Origin of the sequence: Anaeromassilibacillus sp. An172, from assembly GCF_002160515.1 — a bacterium.
GTDB lineage: Bacteria > Bacillota > Clostridia > Oscillospirales > Acutalibacteraceae > Limousia > Limousia pullorum.
This window is the reverse complement of sequence record NZ_NFKS01000002.1, coordinates 101,628-125,810: the sequence shown is the minus strand read 5'-3', so window position 1 is coordinate 125,810 and position 24,183 is coordinate 101,628. Positions and strand designations below refer to the sequence as shown.

General features: G+C 44.0%; 23 protein-coding genes. 13 read left to right on the top strand and 10 right to left on the bottom strand.

Annotated elements, in window-relative coordinates:
* Positions 1–187 precede the first annotated feature (187 nt).
* The 8 genes from B5F08_RS01835 to B5F08_RS01805 all read right to left on the bottom strand — a co-directional run bounded on the left by B5F08_RS01835 (position 188) and on the right by B5F08_RS01805 (position 7,146).
* Positions 188–571 (bottom strand): DUF6262 family protein, encoded by a 384-nt coding sequence (locus B5F08_RS01835; protein ID WP_087376116.1) that lies wholly within the window; start codon positions 569–571, stop codon positions 188–190.
* A complete protein-coding gene (locus B5F08_RS01830) occupies positions 546–2,054 on the bottom strand; it encodes a tyrosine-type recombinase/integrase (protein ID WP_087376115.1) in 1,509 nt (502 codons plus the stop codon). The genes B5F08_RS01835 and B5F08_RS01830 overlap by 26 nt, the downstream gene beginning before the upstream one ends.
* On the bottom strand, positions 2,044–3,801 hold the full coding sequence (locus tag B5F08_RS01825) for a tyrosine-type recombinase/integrase (protein WP_087376114.1): 1,758 nt from the start codon (positions 3,799–3,801) through the stop codon (positions 2,044–2,046). Before B5F08_RS01825 ends, B5F08_RS01830 begins: the two co-directional genes overlap by 11 nt.
* A gap of 15 nt (positions 3,802–3,816) precedes the next feature.
* Complete coding sequence (locus B5F08_RS01820; RefSeq protein ID WP_087376113.1) at positions 3,817–4,935, bottom strand: tyrosine-type recombinase/integrase; 1,119 nt, start codon at positions 4,933–4,935, stop codon at positions 3,817–3,819.
* A 124-nt stretch (positions 4,936–5,059) separates the two neighbouring features.
* On the bottom strand, positions 5,060–5,221 hold the full coding sequence (locus B5F08_RS13200; RefSeq protein WP_158096179.1) for a hypothetical protein: 162 nt from the start codon (positions 5,219–5,221) through the stop codon (positions 5,060–5,062).
* Between the two features lie 55 nt (positions 5,222–5,276).
* The gene (locus B5F08_RS01815; protein WP_242968177.1) at positions 5,277–5,669 is read right to left on the bottom strand and encodes a type II toxin-antitoxin system PemK/MazF family toxin; all 393 of its coding nucleotides are present in this window, start codon (positions 5,667–5,669) and stop codon (positions 5,277–5,279) included.
* Between the two features lie 2 nt (positions 5,670–5,671).
* Positions 5,672–6,106, bottom strand: a complete 435-nt coding sequence (locus B5F08_RS01810) for a hypothetical protein (protein ID WP_087376111.1) — start codon at positions 6,104–6,106, stop codon at positions 5,672–5,674.
* A gap of 530 nt (positions 6,107–6,636) precedes the next feature.
* On the bottom strand, positions 6,637–7,146 hold the full coding sequence (locus B5F08_RS01805; protein ID WP_158096178.1) for a sigma-70 family RNA polymerase sigma factor: 510 nt from the start codon (positions 7,144–7,146) through the stop codon (positions 6,637–6,639).
* Positions 7,147–7,773: 627 nt separating this feature from the next.
* Between B5F08_RS01805 and B5F08_RS01800 the strand changes: the two genes are divergently transcribed.
* Positions 7,774–8,004 (top strand): helix-turn-helix domain-containing protein, encoded by a 231-nt coding sequence (locus tag B5F08_RS01800; protein WP_087376109.1) that lies wholly within the window; start codon positions 7,774–7,776, stop codon positions 8,002–8,004.
* A 78-nt stretch (positions 8,005–8,082) separates the two neighbouring features.
* Here the strand turns inward: B5F08_RS01800 and B5F08_RS01795 are convergent, their stop codons facing one another.
* Positions 8,083–9,051 (bottom strand): helix-turn-helix domain-containing protein, encoded by a 969-nt coding sequence (locus tag B5F08_RS01795; RefSeq protein ID WP_087376108.1) that lies wholly within the window; start codon positions 9,049–9,051, stop codon positions 8,083–8,085.
* 182 nt (positions 9,052–9,233) lie between these two features.
* Here B5F08_RS01795 and B5F08_RS01790 point away from each other — a divergent pair, with 182 nt between their 5' ends.
* The 7 genes from B5F08_RS01790 to B5F08_RS01760 all read left to right on the top strand — a co-directional run bounded on the left by B5F08_RS01790 (position 9,234) and on the right by B5F08_RS01760 (position 16,435).
* Positions 9,234–9,941 carry an energy-coupling factor transporter transmembrane component T family protein gene (locus B5F08_RS01790; RefSeq protein ID WP_087376107.1) on the top strand — a complete coding sequence of 236 codons (708 nt, stop codon included), beginning with the start codon at positions 9,234–9,236 and terminating at the stop codon, positions 9,939–9,941.
* Positions 9,942–9,957: 16 nt separating this feature from the next.
* Positions 9,958–11,457 carry an ABC transporter ATP-binding protein gene (locus tag B5F08_RS01785; RefSeq protein WP_087376106.1) on the top strand — a complete coding sequence of 500 codons (1,500 nt, stop codon included), beginning with the start codon at positions 9,958–9,960 and terminating at the stop codon, positions 11,455–11,457.
* 1 nt (position 11,458) lies between these two features.
* A complete protein-coding gene (locus tag B5F08_RS01780; RefSeq protein ID WP_087376105.1) occupies positions 11,459–12,079 on the top strand; it encodes an MptD family putative ECF transporter S component in 621 nt (206 codons plus the stop codon).
* Positions 12,060–13,874, top strand: coding sequence for an ABC transporter ATP-binding protein (locus B5F08_RS01775; protein ID WP_087376104.1), 1,815 nt, complete (start codon positions 12,060–12,062; stop codon positions 13,872–13,874). Before B5F08_RS01780 ends, B5F08_RS01775 begins: the two co-directional genes overlap by 20 nt.
* The gene (locus B5F08_RS01770; RefSeq protein WP_087376103.1) at positions 13,871–15,613 is read left to right on the top strand and encodes an ABC transporter ATP-binding protein; all 1,743 of its coding nucleotides are present in this window, start codon (positions 13,871–13,873) and stop codon (positions 15,611–15,613) included. Before B5F08_RS01775 ends, B5F08_RS01770 begins: the two co-directional genes overlap by 4 nt.
* Before the next feature lie 11 nt (positions 15,614–15,624).
* Positions 15,625–15,999 carry a metal-dependent transcriptional regulator gene (locus tag B5F08_RS01765; RefSeq protein ID WP_087376102.1) on the top strand — a complete coding sequence of 125 codons (375 nt, stop codon included), beginning with the start codon at positions 15,625–15,627 and terminating at the stop codon, positions 15,997–15,999.
* Between the two features lie 121 nt (positions 16,000–16,120).
* Entirely contained in the window at positions 16,121–16,435 is a 315-nt protein-coding gene (locus tag B5F08_RS01760) for a winged helix-turn-helix domain-containing protein (RefSeq protein WP_242968175.1), read from the top strand.
* A 293-nt stretch (positions 16,436–16,728) separates the two neighbouring features.
* Here the strand turns inward: B5F08_RS01760 and B5F08_RS01755 are convergent, their stop codons facing one another.
* Positions 16,729–17,709, bottom strand: a complete 981-nt coding sequence (locus B5F08_RS01755) for an AraC family transcriptional regulator (protein WP_087376100.1) — start codon at positions 17,707–17,709, stop codon at positions 16,729–16,731.
* Between the two features lie 188 nt (positions 17,710–17,897).
* On the opposite strand from B5F08_RS01755, the gene B5F08_RS01750 reads away from it, so the two are divergent.
* From B5F08_RS01750 to B5F08_RS01730, 5 genes are read left to right on the top strand one after another with little or no spacing between them, the layout of a single operon-like run.
* Entirely contained in the window at positions 17,898–18,512 is a 615-nt protein-coding gene (locus tag B5F08_RS01750; RefSeq protein ID WP_087376099.1) for an MptD family putative ECF transporter S component, read from the top strand.
* Positions 18,509–19,228, top strand: coding sequence for an energy-coupling factor transporter transmembrane component T (locus tag B5F08_RS01745; RefSeq protein ID WP_087376098.1), 720 nt, complete (start codon positions 18,509–18,511; stop codon positions 19,226–19,228). The genes B5F08_RS01750 and B5F08_RS01745 overlap by 4 nt, the downstream gene beginning before the upstream one ends.
* The gene (locus B5F08_RS01740; RefSeq protein ID WP_087376097.1) at positions 19,229–20,686 is read left to right on the top strand and encodes an ABC transporter ATP-binding protein; all 1,458 of its coding nucleotides are present in this window, start codon (positions 19,229–19,231) and stop codon (positions 20,684–20,686) included.
* Between the two features lie 30 nt (positions 20,687–20,716).
* On the top strand, positions 20,717–22,483 hold the full coding sequence (locus B5F08_RS01735) for an ABC transporter ATP-binding protein (protein WP_087376096.1): 1,767 nt from the start codon (positions 20,717–20,719) through the stop codon (positions 22,481–22,483).
* Positions 22,476–24,182 carry an ABC transporter ATP-binding protein gene (locus B5F08_RS01730; RefSeq protein WP_087376095.1) on the top strand — a complete coding sequence of 569 codons (1,707 nt, stop codon included), beginning with the start codon at positions 22,476–22,478 and terminating at the stop codon, positions 24,180–24,182. The genes B5F08_RS01735 and B5F08_RS01730 overlap by 8 nt, the downstream gene beginning before the upstream one ends.
* Position 24,183 lies beyond the last annotated feature (1 nt).

The following is a 24,183-nucleotide window of genomic DNA, read 5'->3' as shown; positions in this document are numbered from 1 at the left end:
GCTTACACAAGTGTGTTTTCTGTTCTTTTTTAGTAGCATATTGCTCCGACCTTTCCCATTTATTGTACTCTGGTTTACCCGTTTATACAAATACCTATGTTTAATGCTTTTCCATACGTTTTGTGAATGATAAGAGACAGCGGTTGGTTGATCCGCTGTCTCTATGTATTTTCCTATATTTTATTTTTTACAGGTTTCGAAATTCACTCCGGCTTCTCTTGCTGATAATCTTCTGCAATCTCTGATTTTCAGCATGGAGTGCCTGATTTTCCTGCCGGAGTCGGAAAATTTCTTCTTGAAGGAGATCGATCCGTCCTTCCATTGCTTTGTCTAAAATGCCTCTGCGGGGATTGATGGTTCCGGCCTGCTGTTCCATAGCCCGGTCAATCTCAGCCCTCACGATGGGATTCTTATAGAAGAATCCTCTCGAAGCGCCTGTCATTTTTACGAGCTGCGGAACCGATACCCTCTCTCCCTGATCCAACAGTTTACGGATCGCCCGTTTCGCTGCGGATATCTTTTCATCACTTCGTTCCCGGTTCATTTCAATCATCCTGTCGTATTTGTTCATATTCTTCACCCCATCCATCTAAATTTGCGAGCAGGATTCTGGTCTGTTGTTCCCGTGCTTTTCGGGTTTCTTCAGCCAGAAGTTGATTGCTCATTTTTCTGTAATGCTTTACTGCGCTTATGTTTTTATGCCCCAGAAGTTTTGCTATCGTCCAGTCATCCAGATGCATTTCTGTCAACTTAACTCCGTAAGACCGTCGGAACATATGGGAACTGAATTGAAACAGTTTCCCATCATCATCCCGCAGATCCTCACTTTTTATCAACCGCAGCACCTTATGCTTTATGGTTGTATATTGAAGCGGGCGGCTGGGATCTTTGGCATCCACGAAGATATACTCGGTTTTACCATACTGATTGTAAGTACAATCGATAGCTTTCTGGATCAGAGCTGCCAATTCTGCACTGATAGGCTTTTCGAATGTTCGTGTTTTTACCTGATCAATCCGGATAATATCCAGCCCATTTCTCTTTGACAGGCAGTCTGTATGCAGTGTCAGCGTATCAGAGATTCTTGTACCAAGCATTTGGTGGATTACCATACATCGTGCCAACTGGATATCCAGTTTTGTAATATGAGCGTTCAGCCGCTTCAGTTCCTCATCGGAATAAGCTCGGAATACCGGCTGCACTTCCGGCGGGATATCTGTGTTGATGAATAAGGATTCCAGATGTCTGTATCCATATAGTTTGCCGATACTTTCCAATACTGCCCTCAGTTTCAGAATGTCATCGCTGTTTCCTCTGCCGGATGAACCATTGGTGTTGATATAGACAAGATATTCTTCCAGCAGATCCCGGTCAACATCGGCGCAGGAATTGATCTTTACGCCTTTCTCCATAAGGTATCCGGAAAACTTCCGGATGGAAGTCAGCTCCCGTTTCACGGTTCCGATTTTTTCATATTTTATATGCAGGAAAATTGCCTGTTTCACTTCCTCCCTTAGACCTTCCTGCAAGATTCCGGTAAAGTCCAGAGTTTCCGTTTTATAAATCGGATTTTCTTTAATAGGGATATCCAGTTTTTTCAGAGCCCATATATCCTTTTCCCGCTCCGGTCGCATATCCTCCGGCTGAATGAAACGCAGGAAGCGTTTCAGGTGCTGAAGCACAGGTGCATCCGTCCGGCATATAGTTCCATACAAAGTTTCCTTCTCTTTATAAAATGGGATACCATTCTGCAGCATCCATATCTTTAACAGTTCGATCCATTTGGATGGCTGCCAGCCGAGGAAGCTGTCAGGTATGTTTTTTCGCAATTGAAGGGCTTGGCACACCTGTTTGTAATATGCTTTTTCATGGCAGATGGTGTTCAGCGACACCTGGCCGCCCCTGTACAGGAAGTAGCGTCTGTATTCTTCCCGCATGGTTTCTTTGGGAAGAAGGGAAAGGTCAATAAAATTACTTTTTCCGATGGCTCTTTGCGGCAGATTTCCGGAAGTTTCATAGCATGCCAGCTCCCAATAGTACAATCTATTTTCCATCTCTGCCTCCTTTCTTTCTCAAACCAGCCGCCAGATTATGTTCCGGCTTTTGGAAAAATCCCATATTCTCTTTTGCAATCTTTTTGGGCATGTAGTCTATATACTGTTCTGTCATTTCCAGATAATCATGTCCCAGGTAATCCCGTACTCCCTGTATGGATACGCCATTGTCATAAAGCATCGTCGCCACTGTGTGGCGGTAATCATGGGACTGGAACAGGTAATCCCCGCCGTCAATCTCATGGTCTTCGCAGAACTTTTTCATCTGATGACGGAAAGTCATGCTCCGGTAAGGGCCGCCGTTTTTGTTCGTAAACAGGTAGTCATCCGGCCCGATCTGGTGGGTTTTGATATAAACTTCCATGATCCTATACAGGCCCTCTGCTATGGGAATCCGCTTATAATTCTTCATCTTTACCTGATACACCTGAATCCAGGTATCATGGTTCTGGCGATAATAGGCATTTCCCTTCAGGGTACATACCTCGCTGATCCGCAAGCCCAGACACCAGAGATGGAGATACATGCAGCGAAGATGATCCGGGAGCAGATGCAGCTTACCCAACACTTCTTCGCAGACCTCCGGTGAAACGCTCCGGTCATGATGTTTGACGATTATCTTTTTTTGATAAAGCTCTGGCTGGAACGGCATCGTTTCCCGATAATTTCGGGCGATGAGGAACCGGAAGAAATGATTCAGCCCGGATATATATGCATTAAAGGATTTTGCGGAAATCCCGCTTTCCTGCAATTCACCGAGGTAATCTTCAATCTGTTTTGTCGTACAGCTTGCGGCATCCTGACCTTGTTCCGATAAACGTACCAGGAAACGCTCCAACAGGCAGTATCTTGTCGTTATCGTGCTGATGGCCTGACCGGTAACGCCGATCTGGTATTTCATATATTCCTTGGCGTACCTGCGGTTTTCCTTGTGACTGATCTCTGTGAAGGACACACTGGCCACTGAACTGCTCCGATTCAGCCGATGCTCCGCAATTCTCAATCCATCCAGGTACCAGATATTCGCCTGCCAGTTAATCTGTGCATTATGCAGGAAGACTATTTTCCGGCATAAATTCAGGATCACAAGCATCTGGTGTTTATAAGTTTCGCTGGGAGCGTGTTCGGTCAGGTAGGCATCGAACATCTGCTCCTGTGCCAAGTCCATATCCTCAATATCCTGAATCGCCTGCTCGGTACAGAAATCGTACAGATACTGTAGTCCAGTCAATCGTTGTCTCCGTTGGATTGAATTTTTCGTAATGGAAAGGATTTCATTCAATGTCGTAAAAACCTGTTCTTTTACATGCCATGCACAGGGTTTTGTGAAATCCCAGACCATATTAGACCGGTTCCTGACGGAATCCAGTTCCATCGCCAGTTCCTGATCCGGATGATAGGGAAGGAACAGGATTGTTTCTTCCAGCCGCCACCGGCATTGATTCTTTCCCGCCAGGGTTTTCATCCGTCTGCGGATATCCGCCTGTTTTGTCCTGTCATACGCAAGGAGATAACGGTCAGCCGATTGGATCTGGCAGGCGGAGAACAGATAGTTCTGGTATGCTTTCCGCAGTGGATAGTCCATCTCCAGAATATCCTGAATCCCCATTTCTGCCAGGAACTTCTTCAGCCGGCTTTTGGCGGTTTTGGCTACATCTTCGCAGGAATCAATGGTTTCAATGATCTGCTCCGGCAACGCTTTTGGCTTTTCTTCCTGTCGCCATTCCCGTATTGCGTAGGCAGGCATTTTCTATCACCTCCCCTATAAAAGTTCTTTCACACCATACAGAGCGGAATGCTTGGCGTAGAACTCCTGGCTGGCTTCGATCAGTTCATCATCCATGATGTTCAGATAACGTATGGTAGTATTCAGATGCTTATGCCCCAAAGCCTGCTGGATCAGTTCCAGCCGCCATCCGTCTTTCCGGCGTATATTGGCAAAGTACCGCCGAAGCATATGCGGAGTCAGATCAATCCCTGTCTTTTTCTCCATCCGTTTCAGCATGTCATAGACGCTGTCCACTTTTAAAGGCTGTCCGGCGGTCTTTCCCGCGATATTGATGAACAGATAATTCTGATGCTGCAATAGTTTTCTGTACTCAGCCAGATAGTACATCAGGAAATCGAAGGAGTCATCGCTGATCCTGGCTTTTCGATATTCTGCGTTTTTAGCTCTGGCATCATTTTCGTTATCTTCACGGAAATAGACGCCAATCATGCGATTCCGGTAATCAATGTCGTGGACATAGTCTACACCAAGAATTTCCCCGATTCGGAATCCGGTTTCCGCAAGCAGCAGGATGAGGAGTTGATCCCGGCAGTTGGTACACGCCTGAAGGACTGTGATAATTTCATCGTGTTCCGCAGGCCGCACGTTCCGTTCTTCTTCCTGCAGGTAACCTTTGAACGCCTGAAAACGGAGCCTCTTTTTTACGCCTACCGCATTGACTGCGAAATGGTAATTATAGGACAGTACCTTCAGGCTCCCAAGCTGTTCATACATTCCCTCGATATAAAGAAAGAACCTGAACACATCTTCCAGATATGCGTTGCAGGTTCCGTTGTGTATTACTTTTAAATTGTTTTTTTCTGTATGGTTCCCGGCTTTCAGCCAGTACAGGAAATCTACAAAGTGTTCATTCTGCCTTTCCAGATCCAGCTCATAAACCTGTGGGATTTCCATATGGATTTCATTCAGGTACTCCAGATAGTAGCATATAGAAAAGGCCGACCGTTTCACCGTATTAGGCGAACGATTGGCCTTAATTTTATATTTCAGATATTTGGATGGCAGCGGAACAATGTCATACGTCTGGCAGTCCTGGATGTAATAATATTTTGTACGCCCTTCTGTAAGGGTTTCTACCTTGTACCGTCTCAAACCGTTCGCCTCCTTTCCTCTACGCAATACACAGTATACCGTGTTGTTTCACAAATAGCTACCACAAAATCCAACCAAAAACGGGATTTTTTCTCCGAAAACCGAAGCACTACCAACAGGCTGTTTACCCGCTGGCAGCGCCATCTGGATCTTCCTCTTTTTCTGTTGGTTTCAGCATCCCGTCCAAACCAAAACTGACAGCAACCGCATGATCTATCTGCGATAACAATTCAGAAGTGATCGGCAGATTCTGATCTGTTGGTTTCAGTTCTTCCTTTATATTCATATTTTTTCCTCCCGCTTTCTCTTTGAAAACAAAGAAACTGTGCTGATATTCTGTATTATCTTAATCCAGAAGCACTGTTCTGTTCAATCCCGATGCTGATTGCAAGGGCTTCATTTACCGCCTCCATTGCGTTTTCATCCAACCGGCCTATGTAATCGCCAAGCCTGCTGCGGTCAATGGTGCGTACCTGTTCCAGCAGAACAATGGAGTTACGCCGCAGGCCCTCTGTACTGATTGGCAGAAAAACATGGGTAGGCAGCCGGTGTTTTCTTTGTCTGCTGGTAATGGACGCCGCGATCACGGTAGGGCTGAAATGATTTCCCACATCATTCTGTATGATCAGAACAGGCCGGACGCCGCCCTGTTCACTTCCTATGATTGGCCGGAGATCCGCATAATACAGATCCCCTCGTTTAATTTCTTTCAATTCCATGCCACCTCCAAACATTTTCAGAGGCCCATTTCTAAGGCTGCCTTCTGTTCCTCTCTTGCAAGTGCGTCCACTTCCGCACGGGCGACCATTTCTTCTTCCATATCGATATAAGCCTGGAACAATTCCCTGGTCACCATAGGAAACTTTGCGGGCGGCATGTGACCTGTGCGGATAGCATCCAGCAGAGAAACCACCTGATCTTTCAATTCCTTTGTTTTGCACTGTGTAATACATCCGCTCTCCATTTTCAGAAGTGGGCGATCCAGCATATCCGTCAGCAGAACCTGTCCGGCACGGTCTTTCCATGTATAGAGGAATCCGGTGATGTTCTCCGGAGTCATATTAAAAACATATTGCTGTGTACGGATTCCTTTCAGAGAGCTGACAGTTGCATATCCCACATAGAATCCGTCCATAGCACGTTCTACTTGATTGATCTCATCCATTGTCATGATCCTCCCTCCAATCTGTTTTACTATGTAAAAGACCGGCAGCCTGGTTTTGGGCAGGCTGCCGCCTTGTGATATCAATCGTTTTGTGCTTGCCAGTATTTATCCCCGATTTCCCCTGGCACGGGAACACACCAAACGGCCATGGCTTTGGCCTCATAGGAATCTCACCTCCCCGTGGATCTCACGGGGCCGCCCTCATTGGCTGCGACGGCTCACGGCAGAACAAGAAAAAGCCGCTTCAACGCTCGGCCTGTGACTGGACGGAAGTACCATTATAACCCTCTGCCGGTCATCGCCTTCGGTGCGGATGCCCCGCATCGTCTGATCCATGAACCGGGAAATCTTCCTTCTTTCTTCTGCGGTGTAAAGAAGTTTCCCTGATTCCGATCATGTGGCTTGCCAGCTCCTGCCGACAACAGAGGGGAAGTATCGGTATGCTGCATATGCGGTTTTCAAGGTGCCAGAGGGTGGATAGAAAATCCCCCTCACTTTACATGCCGAAAAGTGAGGGGGCCTACAACCGGAAATTTTTAAATTTCCATCATTTTTTTGATTTTGTCATAGAGTTTCCGGAGCCGCTTGCTGATCGCCTGCTGGGAAACGCCATAAATCTCACCGAGTTTCTGCTCGGAAAGCTCCTGGCCATGTCGAAGCCAGAGCAGCTTCTGGTCTTCCGCATCCAGCAGAGGAAGGACTTCTCTGAGCTTGTCCAGAAAGATGTTATTTAGAACTTTCTCAGCCACATCCTGATCCGAGTCGAATAAAACATCACGGTCACGGAACTCCTGCGTTGGCAGCATATCAATGGAAATGTCCTGATTGTTGATTGACCGTTCCTCCAGATACTTCTGCCGCCGCTGATTCCGGTAGAACTCCTTAAAATCATCCTCCGTCACTTCCATCAGCATCCCGTGCAGAGGAAGAAAACGCTTATCCTTATAGGATGAATCACTTTCGCAGAGCGCACAGTACGCTTCATATGTAAGCTCCTGATACCCTCCGGCTTTTATAATAAATACCTTTTTGGGTGCATATTTCACCTGTAGATCCTCCGTTTCGTCTGAATTTTCGGGAAAATCCAGACGGACGGAGGCCCCCTACAGGAAGGGCGGCGCCGCCTGTCAAGAGGCAGCCATCGCCATTTTCCGACAAATAGAAAATGCGCCCGCCAAAAGACGAGCGCATAACGCCAACAAAAATAACTACAAGATGGGAATAAAGGCAGAAATGTGGCAAAAGATGTCGAATAGAAAAATACCGCAATCCCCTGGAGGACTGCGGTATGTAAAAGACATTTTTTATTTCCTGGCGGATGTTCGCCGGTTCCTATGTACCTCTTTGCCATGTTCTCCCCTTACGGGGATAACTGACAGGAAAGGTATAGTTTCCCCCTCATCCATTTTTGATGAGGGTATTATAAAAGGGGATTTTTAGGAATTAAGTAGCTTTCTCTTAGCTTTTGCCGAGGCCCGCCGCAAATTTTGACAAGAAATTGCAAAATGAAGAAAACTATGTAATTTCGCTTACTATATCCACCTGTTTCTATATTTGATTTGTTGATTTTATCTGTGCAATAAGTCTGACAAGACTTTCTACATCTTATTTTTCTATTCTACCAAGGGTACACTATACTTGTCAACAAAAATATTGGGCAGGAGGGTTGGCAAGTGGAGTATGGAACCATTCGAATCAAGCTGGATGAACTATTAAAGGAATCCGGCCTCAGTAAAAATATGTTAAGCCATCGGGCAGAGATGCAGCGGACGCAGATTAACAACTACTGCAGGAATCAGATCACTCGATTGGATATAGATGTTCTCGCTCGACTATGTACGGTATTGGATTGTGAGATCGGTGATTTGTTGGAGTTTGTACCACCGGGAGAAAAAGCAAAATGAGACTCGCAGGAAAGAGTTATGCTCTAACCTGCGAGTCTTTTTACTTGATGCTATGGTAAATCTGCTACGAGAATAGGTTCATTGTTTTATCATTTTCCTATATTCTCTTGGTAACAGACCTGTTATACGCTGAAACTGTTTCGCAAAACTTTCGGGCCGGTCATATCCAACTGCTTGTGCGATTTCAGCAATACTTAATTCAGTTCCCATCAACAAGTGCTGTGCCTGATCGACACGTCTCTGAATGATATAGTCAGTAATATTACATCCAAAGTATTCTTTGAATTTTGTTTTCAGTGTTGTATTTCCCATATAAGCAATTTTGCATAACTGTTCTACAGAAATGGAAAATCCAAAATGATGGTCAATATAATCTGAGACAGCTTTTAAGTTTTCCTCATCTTTTTTCGTGATGAGGATTTTCTTGCTTTGTTTTTGGTTTTGCTTCGCTTGCTCTAATATTAAAGCAAGCGTTTCTAAAACCTTACCTTCATAAAAAAGTTTTGCAGATATTCCATTGCCGGAATAAGACCGAATCTGTTTTAATAGGGTTACAAGTTGAGGGAAGTCTACGCCAAGCATCATTCCTTTACAAGCATTACGAGGATCCACATATTCTCCGCCTAATTTCTCTCTTAAGTAGCTATTATAAAAATCCGGCATGATACTGATACTTACGGAACGAATTGGAATATTCTTGTGGTAAACTGCCTGAAAGATTTTATCGTTTCCCCCAACATATACTCTCAAACTGTTTGGGGATAATTGCCGATATGGATGAAATTCCTCGCCGGAAACAGAAAAGAAGTATTGGACGGCAATAAAATCGGGCTCCGGTGATTCTAAAAAGAAATCTTCATAAAAAACGAAATCTTGCTTTTCGATTACAAACATATTTTCATAAAAATAGTTCCAAAAGTAGCCTTCTCCCTTATCCGGCAACAACGTATAGCAGTATTGTCCTTCCTCAATATTGGACTGTTTCTTATCTAAAATAAACCCGCCATCTGGCAACATTTGTTCATAGAGTTTTTTTACTCCGCTCATACGATCGCCTCTCAAAATACGCCTATTCGTCGAAAGAATACGGCTAAAAGTCTTATATTAACAAATCCGATTGTGTCTAACGATGGTTAGCCTTATAATAAAAAAGCTGGTTAGCCATTTCTAACCTATTGTATCACAACTGACCGCCTTATGCAATGGCGGAAGAAAGGAGGAAAAATAAGATGGTTTTCAAGGCGGTCAAACCGGATTCACGTATATTAATTTTACAGATTATAGTTGCCAGTATTTTAGGCTTTTCTTTTCACAGTGAATTTGCAGTAATCTCACTTTTTCTCGTGATTGATTTTTTGCTTTTTTATTGGTATGGGGTAAAAGTTTTCATAAAGCGCCTATTATCCTATGCAGTAATGTATGGCATAATTTGGGGATTTACGACAACAAACATCCCAATTCTATCTGTGATTTTTCCGCCATTTTTGATGATGATGATTAAGGTGTATCCCATTTATCTGCTTCTCAAGCTGCTGGTAGATAAAGCTCCAATGGATGAATTGTTGTATTCGCTGGATCGGATTCATTTTCCAAAGTCCTTATCCATCCCGTTGATGATTGTATATCGATATGTCCCTACAATCATTCGAGAACTACATTACATAAATGAAAACCTAAAAATGCGAGGATTAAACCTTTCATTATCTAATATACGCCATTTGATTAAAACTTTAGAAAATTATTTGGTTCCTTTACTTTTCCGAAGTGAAAGGATTTCAGAAGAATTGTCTGCCGCTTCTCTGTGCAAAGGGCTTAGCATAGAGAGAAAGCGAACATGTTGTACCAACGTTCGTTTTACAAAAGAAGATTATCTATATCTTTTGGGTATGGCAATTGTTATTGTCCTATTGTTTGTGCTAAATTATTTGACTTTATGATGGAGGTGGCTATGATATGGAAAAATCGAAAGAGAAAATCTCATTTGATGGGTTTAGCTTTACTTACAAGGAAAGCGATAATTTCGGCGTACATGACATCAACCTTACCATACAGGAGGGTGAATTTATTGTATTAACCGGGCCAAGCGGATGTGGAAAAACAACGCTTACCCGGTGTATGAATGGCTTAATACCAGATTTTTTTGAAGGAAAATTAAGTGGAAACTGCCAGATATGTGGCATGGATATTTCAGAACATGAAACTGGAGACTATTCAGCTTATGTAGGGAGTGTTTTTCAAGATCCCCGCTCTCAATTTTTTACTCTCCATGTAAAGACAGAATTACCATTCCCCAGCGAAAATCTCGGCATTCCAATGGAACAAATTCAAAAGAGACTGGATGGAACAGTAAAAGAGCTACATATCGAAAGTCTCTTACAAAAGAGCATTTTTCAACTTTCCAGTGGAGAAAAGCAAAAAGTGGCAGTAGCTTCTGTTTATACCGCAGGGGTAAATATATATGTGCTTGATGAGCCTTCCGCAAATCTCGACTGGGGTGGCACGGAACAGTTGAGACAGCTTTTAAAGAAGCTAAAAGAACAAGGGTGTACGATTGTTGTATCTGAACACAAGTTGTATTATTTGCGGAATTTAGCAGATCGCATGATTATCCTTCAAAATGGAAAAATTCAGAAAGAGCTTGATAGTAGCGAGATTATTCATTGCTCAAATGATTGGCTTGTTTCTAACGGCCTTCGACACCTTGACTTGAAACAGATAGCACATACTTCAGTTGTGATTCCGAAATCCGATCATACACCAGTATCTATCCGGGCAGAAAATCTGTATTTCAAATATCCACGAGAATCGTTTCTGTGGAAAGACGTTTCCTTTTCCGCAGAAAGTGGCGATATTATTGGCATCGTTGGAGAAAATGGAACGGGAAAATCCACTTTGATCCGGGTTCTAATGGGGCTTGAAAAACCTAACGGTGGAAAAATCAATCTATGCGGGAAGTATGCTTCCCGGCAACAAAGAAGAAAAAAATCCTTTTATGTTATGCAAGATGTAGATTACCAATTTTTTGCAGGAAGTGTTTTAGAAGAAATGCTTTCCGGGCATGAAAAAGAATGGAACGCACTGGAAAAAGCAAAAGAGATTCTAAAAAATTTTAATTTGGAAGATTACCAAAATGTCCACCCATCGACACTCTCGGGTGGACAAAAACAGAGGCTTTCCATTGCATTATCCTGTATGGGTGATATGCCCTTTCTATATTTCGATGAACCTACCAGTGGACTTGACGCAGAAAATATGCAGCTTGTACGGGAAACAATTAAAAGGCAAGCCGAGAATGGCTGTGTGGTATTTGTTATCACCCATGACTATGAATTTGCAGCCACACTTTTTACTTCACTTTTGATTGTTCAGGACGATCATTTTGTAAAACGAATTGCGCCCGAACAATATCAATCATCTATCTTATCAAAATTATTTGAATTGGAGGAATCTTAATATGGCTACCAAAACAAAAGAAAGCAAAAAAATTCGTGACTTCATCCGCATCGGCATATTTACCGCCCTGTGGATTGCAATGGGCTGGATTATTGCGTGTACGATTGGTTTCTTTCCGCCAATCTTAGTGATACTCCCATGCATACTTGCTGTTGCCGGATCTGTAATCTATGTAGTATTGCTTTCTAAAATGAATACACGAGGTGGAATCTTTATTCCTTCTTTTATCTTCGGCCTTTGCTTATTCACAATGGTTCCTTATGGAATGTTATTTATTTGCACTGCTATCGGCGGTCTGCTTGGAGAAATTGTTTATGATACAGCGGGCAAAAAAAGCGATAAAGCGAAAGCAGTTGGAGTTTCTCTGCCTATGGTTGGCTTGGCATTAGGAGAATATATTCCTCTCTGTTACATGAAAGAAGCTTTCAAAGCACTTTATGAAGGTAGCTTCACAAGCGATGTTGGAATGAAGGCTATTGAACTCCTTAGTACACCGCTTGCTATTGCACTTACTGTCATAACATTGATTTGTGCAATACTCGGTTATTTATGGGGTAAAAAGATTGTTATAAAACGACTGGCTACTCAAGGGGGAAAGACAAATGGGAAAAAACAAAAATAAAAAAAGTGGGATTCCACGTCTGTTAGAGTTAGCAGGCGAAAAGAAAACATTGTTGGTATGGGGATGTATCCTTTCAACAGCAAATGTGTTTTGCCAATTAATACCTTATCTGGCAGTATATAATATTATGGCCGAGTTGCTACGAAACGCAGCAGATCTATCTCAAGCAAATGCCGAGTTTATGGTATCTTGGGCTGTGAGGGGGATTATCGGACTATTGCTTGCCTATACTTTTATGTATTTTGGGGGTATGTTGGGACATACAGCAGCTTATCGTACTCTCTACGGAATCCGTATGCGGCTATCGGAACATATCAGCGAACTTCCTTTGGGATGGTTTAACAGAAATGCTATTGGCAAAGTGAAACAGATTGCAGAACAGGATGTAGAGCAGATTGAAAAATTTATTGCACATCAATTCCCTGATATGGTGAATACCATCGTTTTGCTGGGTGTTATGGTAATTATTATGTTCAGCCTTAGTCCGTGGCTGGCACTGGCGTGCATTGTGCCAATCATTATAGGGTTCGTAGCACAATTTTCCATGATGTTTGGAAAGAAAGCGCAGGAGGGGTTGATTGAGTATTATGACGCTTTGGAAAATATCAGCACATCTTCTGTCCAGTATGTCCGTGGTATGCCTTCTATTAAAATTTTTGGCCAGACGGTTCATTCTTTTCGGAAGTTTTATCAGGACATCATGAGTTACCGGGATTTCAGTACGAAATATGCCGATAATTATGAGCCTATATACTGCCTGTTCCGAGTTTTGGTTTTGTCGCTTGCTACATTTATTTTGGCGATTGGGATATTCCTTTTCTCAGGCGATCCGCAGAATATGGCTTTTGCGATTACACTCTTATTCTTCTTGATTTTTGCGCCCGGTATTTCCACGCCGGTATTTAAGTTTAACAACCTTGGCTCCAGTATGAATAACATTACAGAAGGAGTTAAACGAATTGATGAGATTATGACAGAGATTCCTATTCAAGAGCCGGCAGAAGGGAAAAAACCGCAAGACTATGATATAACCTTTGAAAATGTTTCATTTTCCTATGGCGGAGAAAATGGGCCGCTCGTGTTAAAAGATATTAGTTTTTGCGCTGAACAGGGACAAATTACTGCTCTTGTAGGCCCGTCAGGATCTGGAAAATCAACGATTGCCCAACTGATTCCCCGTTTTTGGGATGTGGGAGCCGGAAAAATTAAAATTGGAGGCGTGGATATTCGGGAGATAAAGACGGAGGATTTGATGTCTTGTATGTCCTTTGTTTTCCAAGATTCTTTTCTGTTTTCCGACACGCTTTATAACAATATAGCGGTTGGAAAGTCCGGTGCCACAAAGGAAGAAGTATATGCTGCGGCAAAAGCAGCACAATGTCACGAGTTTATAGAAAGGCTACCACAAGGATATGATACTTTGATTGGTGAGGGCGGCGTCTATTTATCGGGAGGTGAGGAACAACGTGTTTCCGTGGCAAGGGCTATCTTAAAAAATGCGCCGATCCTGATTCTTGATGAAGCTACCGCCTATGCTGATCCAGAGAATGAACGTCAAATGCAGTTGGCTCTGCAGGAACTTATCAAAAATAAAACAGTGCTGATTATTGCTCATCGTCTTATTACGATTAAGAACGCCAACAAAATAGAAGTTATAAAAGACGGACAGATTGAAAGTGCTGGAACACATGAATTTCTTTTGCAGAATAGTAAAACCTATTCTGCTATGTGGAAGGCCTATACTGTTTCATCCGACTGGCAGATTGCAGCGAAAAAGGAGGTGGCAAAGCTATGAAAAAAACAGGCTCTCTTTATTGTATTACAGCAGGAAATCCTAAAAAGGTTATAAAGCCTGTTGTGTGGACGGTGCTGGCTGACTTAGTCAACTTGTTCCCGTTTGGCTTACTAACCCTTGCTGTTAGCAGTATTTATCTATATTTTGGAGGAACATTAGAAAGTCTGGATATTCGTACTCTTTGGATAGTTTGGGGAGGTATGGCGGTTCTTGCTATTATTCTATATTTCTTTGAACGGAAAGCGGTTCATGCAACCTACCATGATGGTTATGACGCCAGTGCCAAAGGCCGAGTACAGCTTGCCGAACATATTCGCAAACTGCCGCTTGGGTTCTTAATGTGCAAAGATCCCGGTGAATTGGGAAACACCATGATGAATGATTTTGCACAAATTGAAGAAGCCGTAACGCATGTTTTGCCTCAGTTGATTGGTGGTTTTATTACTGCAATTCTTGGATTTGTCGGTATGTCATTCGTCGATTGGAGATTGGCAGTAGCGATGTTCGCAGGATTCCCTGTGACTCTCTTGATTATCTGGGGAGTACAAACGATTGATAAGCGTCGTGGTGCCGCACATACAAAAGCAAGAATCGAACAGACAAACCGGTTGCAGGAATATCTTACTGGTATGAAAGTGATTAAAGCATACAACCTGCGAGGTTCTAATTTCAAAAAATTGGAACAAGCGTTCAAACGCTTTACGGAAGAAAGCATTAAATTAGAATGTGTGTCCGGTCCATTTTATTTGGTTGCTGTTTCTTTCCTGCAATCCGGTCTTTCCTTTATTACAATGGCAGGCGTCTATCTGTTAATGGGCGGGACATTGAATATTACGATTTTTGTTATGTTTTTATTTATTGGAACACGACTTTTTGATCCATTGGTGGGCGCTATAACGCAACTCCCGGTTTTTGTTTATAAAAAAGCTGCCGGACAGCGTATTGTAGATTTAATGGATGAGCCAATTATGTCCGGCGAAGGAGAAGCTCCTGCACAGCACGATATTCAATTTGAGCATGTGGATTTTGGATATGGAAAAGATATGGTTTTGCATAATGTGAGTGCTTCTTTCCCATCTGGCTCAATGACAGCTATTGTCGGGCCTTCCGGTAGCGGGAAAAGCACAATGCTGCGGCTGATTGCCAGATTCTATGACCCGCAGGCTGGTACTGTCCGATTTGGAGGTATTGACGAAAAAATGGTTGATCCGGAAAAACTGATGTCTAAAATATCCGTGGTTTTTCAGGATGTATATTTGTTCCAGGACACCATCGGCAACAACATCCGCTATGGCCGGGAAAATGCCACACAAGAAGAAATTGAAGCAGCCGCAAAACTGGCCCATTGTCACGATTTCATTATGGCTCTGCCGGATGGCTATGACACAATGGTTGGCGAAGGCGGCTCCACGTTGTCAGGCGGCGAGAAACAACGAATTTCTATCGCCCGCGCAATTTTGAAGGATGCCCCTGTGCTGTTGTTGGATGAGGCAACTTCTTCTCTTGACCCGGAGAATGAAGTAGAAGTTCAACAGGCTATCGAAGAACTCGTGAAAGACCGTACTGTGGTAATGATTGCCCATAAATTGAAAACGATTGCTGGGGCAGATCAAATTATTGTATTGGATCAGGGCGAGGTAAAAGAAGTAGGTACACATAAGGAACTGATGGATAATCATGGTCTATATCGGCATTTGTGGGATATTCAGCAGACCACAGCCGGTTGGCAAATCAATTAGGGGAAATATTTATGAAACTTCATGCGTCCGGGGAGGACTATCTGGAAACCATCCTTGTTCTCCAAAAGAAACTCGGCATGGTGCGCTCCGTGGATGTTGCCCGGCACATGGAGGTGTCAAAGCCCAGCGTGTGCCATGCAGTGGCTACCTTGCGAGACGGCGGCTTTCTCACAATGGATGAAGATCACTTTCTCCATTTGACCGATGTGGGCCGCGAGGTTGCCGAAAAAATCTACGAGCGCCATTGCTTCTTTACTGAGCAGCTTATTGCAGCAGGCGTTGACCCCAGAATTGCGGAGGCCGATGCCTGCCGGATTGAACACATTATCAGCGACGAGAGCTTTTCACGGCTGAAAGAGGCAGCCTTAAAAATCATCAGGGGGTGATATCATCGGACGAGTAATCATCTTAGATCTGTCAGAACAAGACTCTGAAGCATTCGATGAGATTCTTTCCATCCTGAAATGCCATCCAGAGATAGAAACATATGAATTGGCCAGGGAGCCGATGCTATCCCTCCCTGGTCTGGAGATCTATCCAAGCAAACGGAAAGTTTTCCGTGACCGTCAGGAAATCCAGCTCACCACAAAGGAGTACGAAATCCTTCTATTGCTTGCATCCAACAAGGGGCATGTACTTACTTATAATCAGATTTATGAGAAGGTTTGGGGAGATTGCCCATCTGGTAGTGAAAGCAACACCATTGGTTTTCACATCTGTAACCTACGGGAAAAACTGTACCAGGCAGCACCCAATGCTCCCTTTACCATCCGATCTGTCCGGGAAGTTGGATATTGCTTTGAGATACAAGCAGAGAAATAAGAGTCAGCAGTCTGATCCTCAGGCTGCTGTTCTTCTTTTTCTGCTGTAAATCTCTCTTACAGTGGGAAGTTTAGCTTCTCCTGTCATCATGCCAGGTACCACCTTTCACCAAAAGGGCGCAATTGCCCCTTGGCGGAAGGTGGTATTTTTACACGGTCATGGTTTCCGGATCTGAAAAGGCAGACTGCTCTTACCGCCTCTGGCACGGTACCTTTGCTCAGTGACGAGAATCTCTGCCCTTTTACTCTTGGATTGCCCGTCTTAACGGTAGATTCAGAAGAAATAGAAAATATCTATTTCTTCTCTCTTTTTGACATTCGTCTATACTCCAATGGCAATAAGCCCGTACTCTTCCGAAATAACTCCGCGAATCTACTCGCGCTTGTATATCCAACGCTTTGTGCGACTTGACCAATAGATAAATCTGTTTTCGCTAAAAGGGTTTCTGCCTGACTCATTCGCCGTTGCTGTATGTATTCTGTAATTGTGCATCCGTGATATTCTTTGAAAGCTGTCTGAAGTTTTCTGGCACTCATGCAAGATATACGCACGATCTGTTCTAAAGGAATATCCTGAATACAGTGATCGTTGAGATACAGTGTTAGGTTTTCTAATTGCTGAACATCCTGAACGGATAGTTTTTTTCGGACTTCTTTTCTTTGCTGTTGTAAGCGGCTCCATTCTACAATAAGTGAGATAGCTTCGGCCACTTTCCCTTCATAAAACAAGCCCGCAGAAATGCCGCTGCCTTTGTATGCCTCTACTTGTTTTAATAGGCGGGACATTTCAGGAAAATCCGCTGTCTGTCCAACGGCTTCAAATGCTTTGAGAGGATTTGCATATTCATCAGGATACTGCTCTTTTAAATAATCCTCATAATAAGCAGGCATTATTTCAATTCCAACAGTACGGATTGGAATTTTTTTATGTATGAGAACTTTGTATGTGGAATAGCCGCCAATAAAACTTTTCACACTCCCAGCTTCTAACCGGCGATAAGGGGATAATTCCTCACCGGAGATAGAGTCAAACTGCATGATGCTTAAACACTCTGGCCAGTTAAAATCCAGAATAGTGTCCTCGTTGAGATAGAAGTCGTGGATTTTGATGTCGAAAAGGTCCTGTCTGTTATAAATCCAGAATGTTCCCGTCCCAATTTTGTCATTTAGCTGCCAGGTGGTTCCGACCTCACAATAGTCCAGACTATTCGGAGCCGGTGTAAAACCCCGTTCCGCAAATTGTGTTACATAGAAATCTTCAATCTTATTCTTCATAACGCATTTCGCTCCTTTGCCACGATAGCGCAAACTTATATCTTGATAACGCAAACATCCTTCCAAGCTATTGTAAGAAGGATGTGAATAGAGTATCTTTGATTTGTGGTTAGCAGCACCTAACCTAAATATAACATAAGAAATGGGGAGCGTCAAGGCAACGCTTCTCTGAAAAGGAGGATTTGGATATGTCTGCGCAATCATCGTATCTGAACAAGAAAGGTCTTACAGTCAAGGACCTTGTAACTATTGGTATTTTTACTGCACTATTTTTCGTGTTTGAGCTTATCGGCTCCCTTCCGTTTGCTCCAAACCCTGCGCTTACTTTCTATCAGCCGTTTGGGATCGCCCTGCTCTGCGGACCTGTGTATCTTCTGATGGTAGCAAAAGTACCAAAGCGTGGTGGTATCGTCGTTTTGGGCATTATCAATGGTATTATCTGGTATGTACTCGGAATGCACTGGGCAATGGATTTGGGATATGTCGTCATGGGTATCGTGGCTGAAATCGTCGCAGGTGCTAAAGGTTATCGAAACATCAAGTGGAATATTGCTTCTTTTTCTCTATTCTGCCTTGGGCCTGCCGGTGTATTTTTGGCTTATTTCGCCGATCCTGCTGCGTGGGCTGAAACAATGCTGGACAACGGAACTTCGCAGGAATACATTGACATGATGACGGCTTCTGCACCTGCGGGAATGTTGCCGGTTATCCTTTTGGGAACTATCGTACTGGGAATTATCAGCGGCCTTGTAGGAAAGAAATTGCTCAAAAAGCAGTTTGAAAAAGCGGGGATTACCGCATGAGCAATGGGGAAAAACGCAGAGGTCTTTGGATAGACCCCCGCACAAAAATACTGCTGTTGCTCTTATGTGTCCTGTCGGCAACGATGGCTCCATCCCTTCTTTATGAAATGCTTGTTGTTGCACTGGTAGCCTGCTTTGGGATTGTTTGTGGGAAAGTACGCTACTCCATTATCGGTGTTATTGTCTATGGTGGCTTCTATCTGCTGACACAGGCGGTGTTGCAGATGCCGTCCGGCAATGTGCAGGTAATGTTGATTGCGTTCCTGGGGCTGGTTCATAAGGTTTATCCTTGTGGCATTTTGTCCGGCATTATCATTTCAACGACAAAAGTGGGGGAATTTCTCTCTGCCATGAACCGAAGCCATATTTCACAGAAGATTGTAATTCCTGTTGCGGTCATGCTGCGCTATGTACCTACAATTCGGGAGGACTGGCATTTTATCAAAGACGCTATGCGGATGCGGGATGTATCACCTAATCTCAAAAATTTTATATTACATCCGGCTATGACAATCGAGTGTATCTATGTTCCGCTGATGATGGCTGCATCCAAAACAGCAGACGAATTGACGGTCGCATCTGTAACAAGAGGAATTGAAAATCCCACACAAAGGACTTCGTATGTAAGGATTGGCTTTGGCATAGCCGACCTCATAGTTGTCCTTGCCTTCCTTGCCATGTTTCTTGTGGGGCAATTCTATGGGGAGGTGTTTTGAATGATTGAACTGAAAAACATAACTTTCTCATACGAGAGACGGGAGCAAGGCGGTTTGCGGAATATTAACCTGACTGTCAAAAATGGAGAGTGCATCCTGCTGTGCGGGCGAAGCGGCTGCGGAAAAACAACAATCACTCGACTTGTAAACGGACTCATCCCCCGATTTTATGACGGAGAATTAACAGGCCAGGTTGTGATTGATGGCAAAGATATTGCTGACCTGACTATGTATGAAATATCAGAAAAGGTAGGAAGCGTATTCCAAAACCCACGCACACAATTTTTCAATACTGACAGTGACAGCGAAATTGCGTTTGGCCTTGAAAATCAAGGAATGCCAACGGAGGTATTGCGCCAAAGAGTAGAAACCACAGCGGCGGATTTAGAAATCCAGTCACTGCGTAATCGTTCCCTACACGCATTGTCCGGCGGCGAAAAGCAGAAAGTTGCGTTCGCCTCAGTTTATGCTATGAACCCGGACATTTACTTGCTGGACGAGCCATCCTCTAATCTGGATATGGATGCCATACAAGATTTAAGAAAGCATCTGAAACTTGTTAAGCAACAGGGAAAGACCATTTTAATTGCGGAACATCGACTCTATTATTTGATGGATGTTGTGGATCGTATTGTCTATATGGAGCAGGGACAAATCGCTGGGATTTACACGCCAGAGCAATTCAGGGCTATTGAAAAAGACGAGCGGAAACGCATGGGACTCCGGGCCGTGGATCTCCATGAAGTACATCCGCAATTCACAAGTCCAGGCGCGACAGAGAATAAAATCCTGAAATTGCAGGATGTGGGCTTGTATTATAAGAAACAGGCCATTGTGGAACATATCAACCTTTCAGCAGGAATTGGAGAAATCATCGGTGTTGTCGGCCATAACGGTGCAGGAAAGACAACTCTCTCCCGTACTCTGTGTGGATTACATAAAGAAGCCAGTGGACAATTCCTGTGGAATGAAAAAGCACAAGACGGGAAAGAAAGGCTGCGCCGCTCCTACATGGTCATGCAGGATGTCAACTTTGAATTATTTGCTGATAGTGTAGAAGCGGAATGCTCCTTTGGTATCCGCAATCCAGACAAATCGCTAATTGAAACAACAATGGATAGCCTGGGCTTATTACCCTATCGCACCCATCATCCGAACACACTCAGCGGGGGACAAAAGCAGAGGGTGGCGGTTGCTGTCAGCATGATTTGTGGAAAAGAGCTTTTGGTATTTGATGAACCCACAAGCGGTTTGGATTTCGATAGTATGGAGCAGGTTGCGTTGCTGATCCAAAAGCTTTCTGCTATGGGGAAAGTAATTTTTGTCGTAACCCACGATTATGAATTTGTCTGCCGTACCTGTTCCCGCGTTCTTCATATTGACCACGGAGAGCAGTGCGATGATCTTCCGTTGGTTCCGGATAATGAAGAAAATCTAAAAAAGCTATTTTCTATATAGCCGTTGAATGGATATGAAAGGAGTGAGTTTATGCAGAAGGAGAAAAAGAGCAGTTCAATCAGGCTCTTGCTCCAATGGGCTGGAAAAGAAAAATATTGGATGTATCTGGCGGTCATCCTATCCTTTTTCAGCGGAATTTGTACCATGATCCCTTATTACGGGATTTACAGTCTGATGAGTGCTGTCTATACAGGAACCTGTACCACAGAATTTGTTATTCGGGATGCTGGCATAATCGCTGGCGGTATCGTTATCCGGTTTTTATTGTTTGGTGCATCTGGTGTGGCATCTCACAAAGGGGCCTATCGTGCATTGCTGAAGGTGCGCTGTATGGTGATCGACCACATGGCAAAAGTACCTCTTGGTGCGCTGAATGAACGCAGCACCGGCGAGATTAAAACGGTTCTGAATGAGGACATTGAAAAGCTGGAACTGTTTCTGGCCCACAATGTGCCTGAATTGATCTGTTACCTTATAGGGCCGGTGGTGGTGTTTATTTACCTTCTGACTGTCAATGTGCCTTTGGCATTGGTATCGCTGGTGCCTTTGATATTGGCGCTATTCGTCATGTGCGGGATGTTTATGGGAGCATCCAGCATGATGGGGCGTGCTAACCAATCTGTTGCTAATCTGAACTCCGTAATGGTGGAGTATATCAGCGGTATGAAGCTGATAAAAGCCTATAACATGGGAAGTAAATCATTTCAGAAATTTTCTGCTGCTGTAAAAGAGGAAAATGATGTTTGGAATGAAATGTCTAAACGGATGGGGCCATTTTACGCTTCTTTTATCGTTGTGATTGAGTGCGGGATGCTGTTGCTGGTGCCGCTGGGCGGTATGTTTTTCCTGAATGGTTCCATTACAGCCAGTGTATTCCTGTTGTTTGCTTTTGTCGGTTCCATGTACCTGACGGAGATCCGTCCTTTGCAGGAAATATCCAGCAATATGGCGCAGGTACTTAAGGCGGTTACAAAAACAGAGGAAATTTTAGAGCTGCCGATTTATGAGGGTGGCGGTGATTTTCCCCAGGCACACGACATTGAACTGCGGAATGTGCGGTTTTCTTACGATGGTAAGGTAAATGTTCTGGAACATTGTAATCTAAAAGTCAAAAATGGAGAGCGTATGGCTCTGGTAGGTCGCTCTGGCGCAGGAAAAAGCACTGTGATTGAATTGATTTCCCGTTTTTACGATGTGCAGGAAGGCGAGGTACTGATAGGCGGTAAGGATGTCAAGGAGATCAACTACGAAACACTTTTGCAGAATATAGCAATTGTATTCCAAAAGACCTTTCTTACCCGTGACAGCGTGTTTGAAAATATCCGTATGGGCAGCAATGCCACTCTGGAAGAAGTGCGGGCTGCCGCAAAAGAAGCTCAGATTGATGATTTTATCATGTCTTTGCCGGACGGTTACGATACGAAGGTAGGGAGTTTCGGTTCCCGCTTCTCCGGCGGCGAAAAGCAGCGGATTGCAATAGCGCGTGCTATCTTGAAAAATGCACCTATTCTGATTTTAGACGAGGCTACAAGTGCTGCAGACCCCGAAAATCAGGTGGAGATTGATAAGGCTATTGAAAACCTGTGCAAAGGCAAGACGGTAATCGTTGTTGCTCACCGTTTGGGGGCCTTGAAAATGTGCAATCGGGTAGCCGTTGTCGAAAATCACACGATTACGAGTGTAGGAACACATGATGAAGTCCGGCAGGATAATGCTTATTACAACCAGGCTTGGACAGATTATGAAACGGCCCGCAATATTACTTATCAGTTGGAAGGAGGTGCAGATCATGCGTGAAAAGCCATTAAAGAAAAATAGCCGGTTTTATCTTGGTATGGTTCTAAATGTTGTGGAAGGTATGCTGTCCGGTTTTAACTTTCTGCTCCTTTATGAAGCAATGAAAATGCTGTGGAATGGTACAATCAACTCGCCCTCTCTGCTCCGGCTTTCTCTGTTTTTAGGCGGCATTTTCATTCTGCGTATTGTGATTTACAGCGTTGGTTATACACAAAGTCAGATCGGTGGTGCAGCGGTCAGCAACCGTACCCGGCTATTCCTGGGAGATAAAATAAAGCGCATACCTCTGTCCAGATTTACGCAAGGCCAGACTGGACAATACATCAACATCGTTACCAGCGATGTCAATAACTATGAAAAAATCCTTACTCATACAGTTGGGGATATTGTGAAACATATTACCTTCTGCACGATGATGGTTATTTTTGTAGGCTGTATCTGGCTGCCGGGAGGCATCATCCTTGCCTGCGTCGAATTGGTTTTAATTCCATTCCTCTGGCTCTCTTTCCGGGTTGTCCGCAAGTATGGTACAGAGAAAAACGCTGTCAGCGCCGAAACAGTCAGTAGCATTGTGGAATATGCCACGGGTATTCAGACCTTTCGGGCTTATGGTATTGGCGGGACAAAAAATGAGACGGTAACATCTACTCTACAACATTTCAGTGATGTGAGCTACAACTACGAGAAACATGGTATTCCGACAAATGCAATACAATGTATTTTTTTGTGGATCGGACTACCTGTAATGATATGGGCGGCTTCTATCCCTATGCTGTCCGGGAAACTGGACCCGATTTCCTATTTGTTGATTTGTATGCTGCCCATGCTGCTTGCAAAACTTTCGGACTCCATCTCCCGTGGCCTGATGAGCTACAAAAACTTGAAAATCTCCAAAGATAAAGTTGTAGACATTATTGAAGAACCAGAGGAAACCGGCAGTATGGAGCCGCTTCATACTGCCACACATGAAATTACCTTTGACAATGTGGACTTCTCGTATGTACCTGGAGAGCCGGTGCTGAAACACGCCACCTTTACGGTGCCAGACCAGAAGCTCACGGCCATTGTCGGGGACTCCGGTTCCGGTAAATCCACTATTCTGAACCTGATTGCAAAATACTACGAGACGAATGGGGGAACTATTTTCATCGGAGGCAAACCAATCAACCATGTGGCCGCAGAGCGTGTACTGGAACAAATCTCTATGGTAGACCAGGATGTATTTCTCTTTGATGATACCATTCGTGAGAACATCCGGCACGCCCGCCCCAACGCCACGGACGAGGAAATCGAGGCTGCCTGCCGGGAGGCTAATTGTGACGACTTCATCCGCAAGATGGAAAAAGGATACGATACGCCGACCGGCGAAAACGGAAACCTTCTCTCTGGCGGTGAGCGCCAGAGAATTTCAATCGCCCGCGCTATTCTGAAAAATAGCCCGATCCTGCTTTTGGATGAGGCAACAGCATCCCTTGACATCGAGAACGAGCTGGCAGTTAAGCAGGCCATAGCCAATCTTCTGAAAGAGAAAAAGACTGTGGTAATGATTGCTCATACCCTTTCCATCGTCAAAAATGCAGATCAAATCCTTGTGGTATCTGATGGGAAAATTGCTGAAGTCGGTACTCACGATGAATTGCTGGCTAAAGACGGAAAGTATGCAGCCATGTGGAACGCCGAACAGAAATTATCTGCATAAA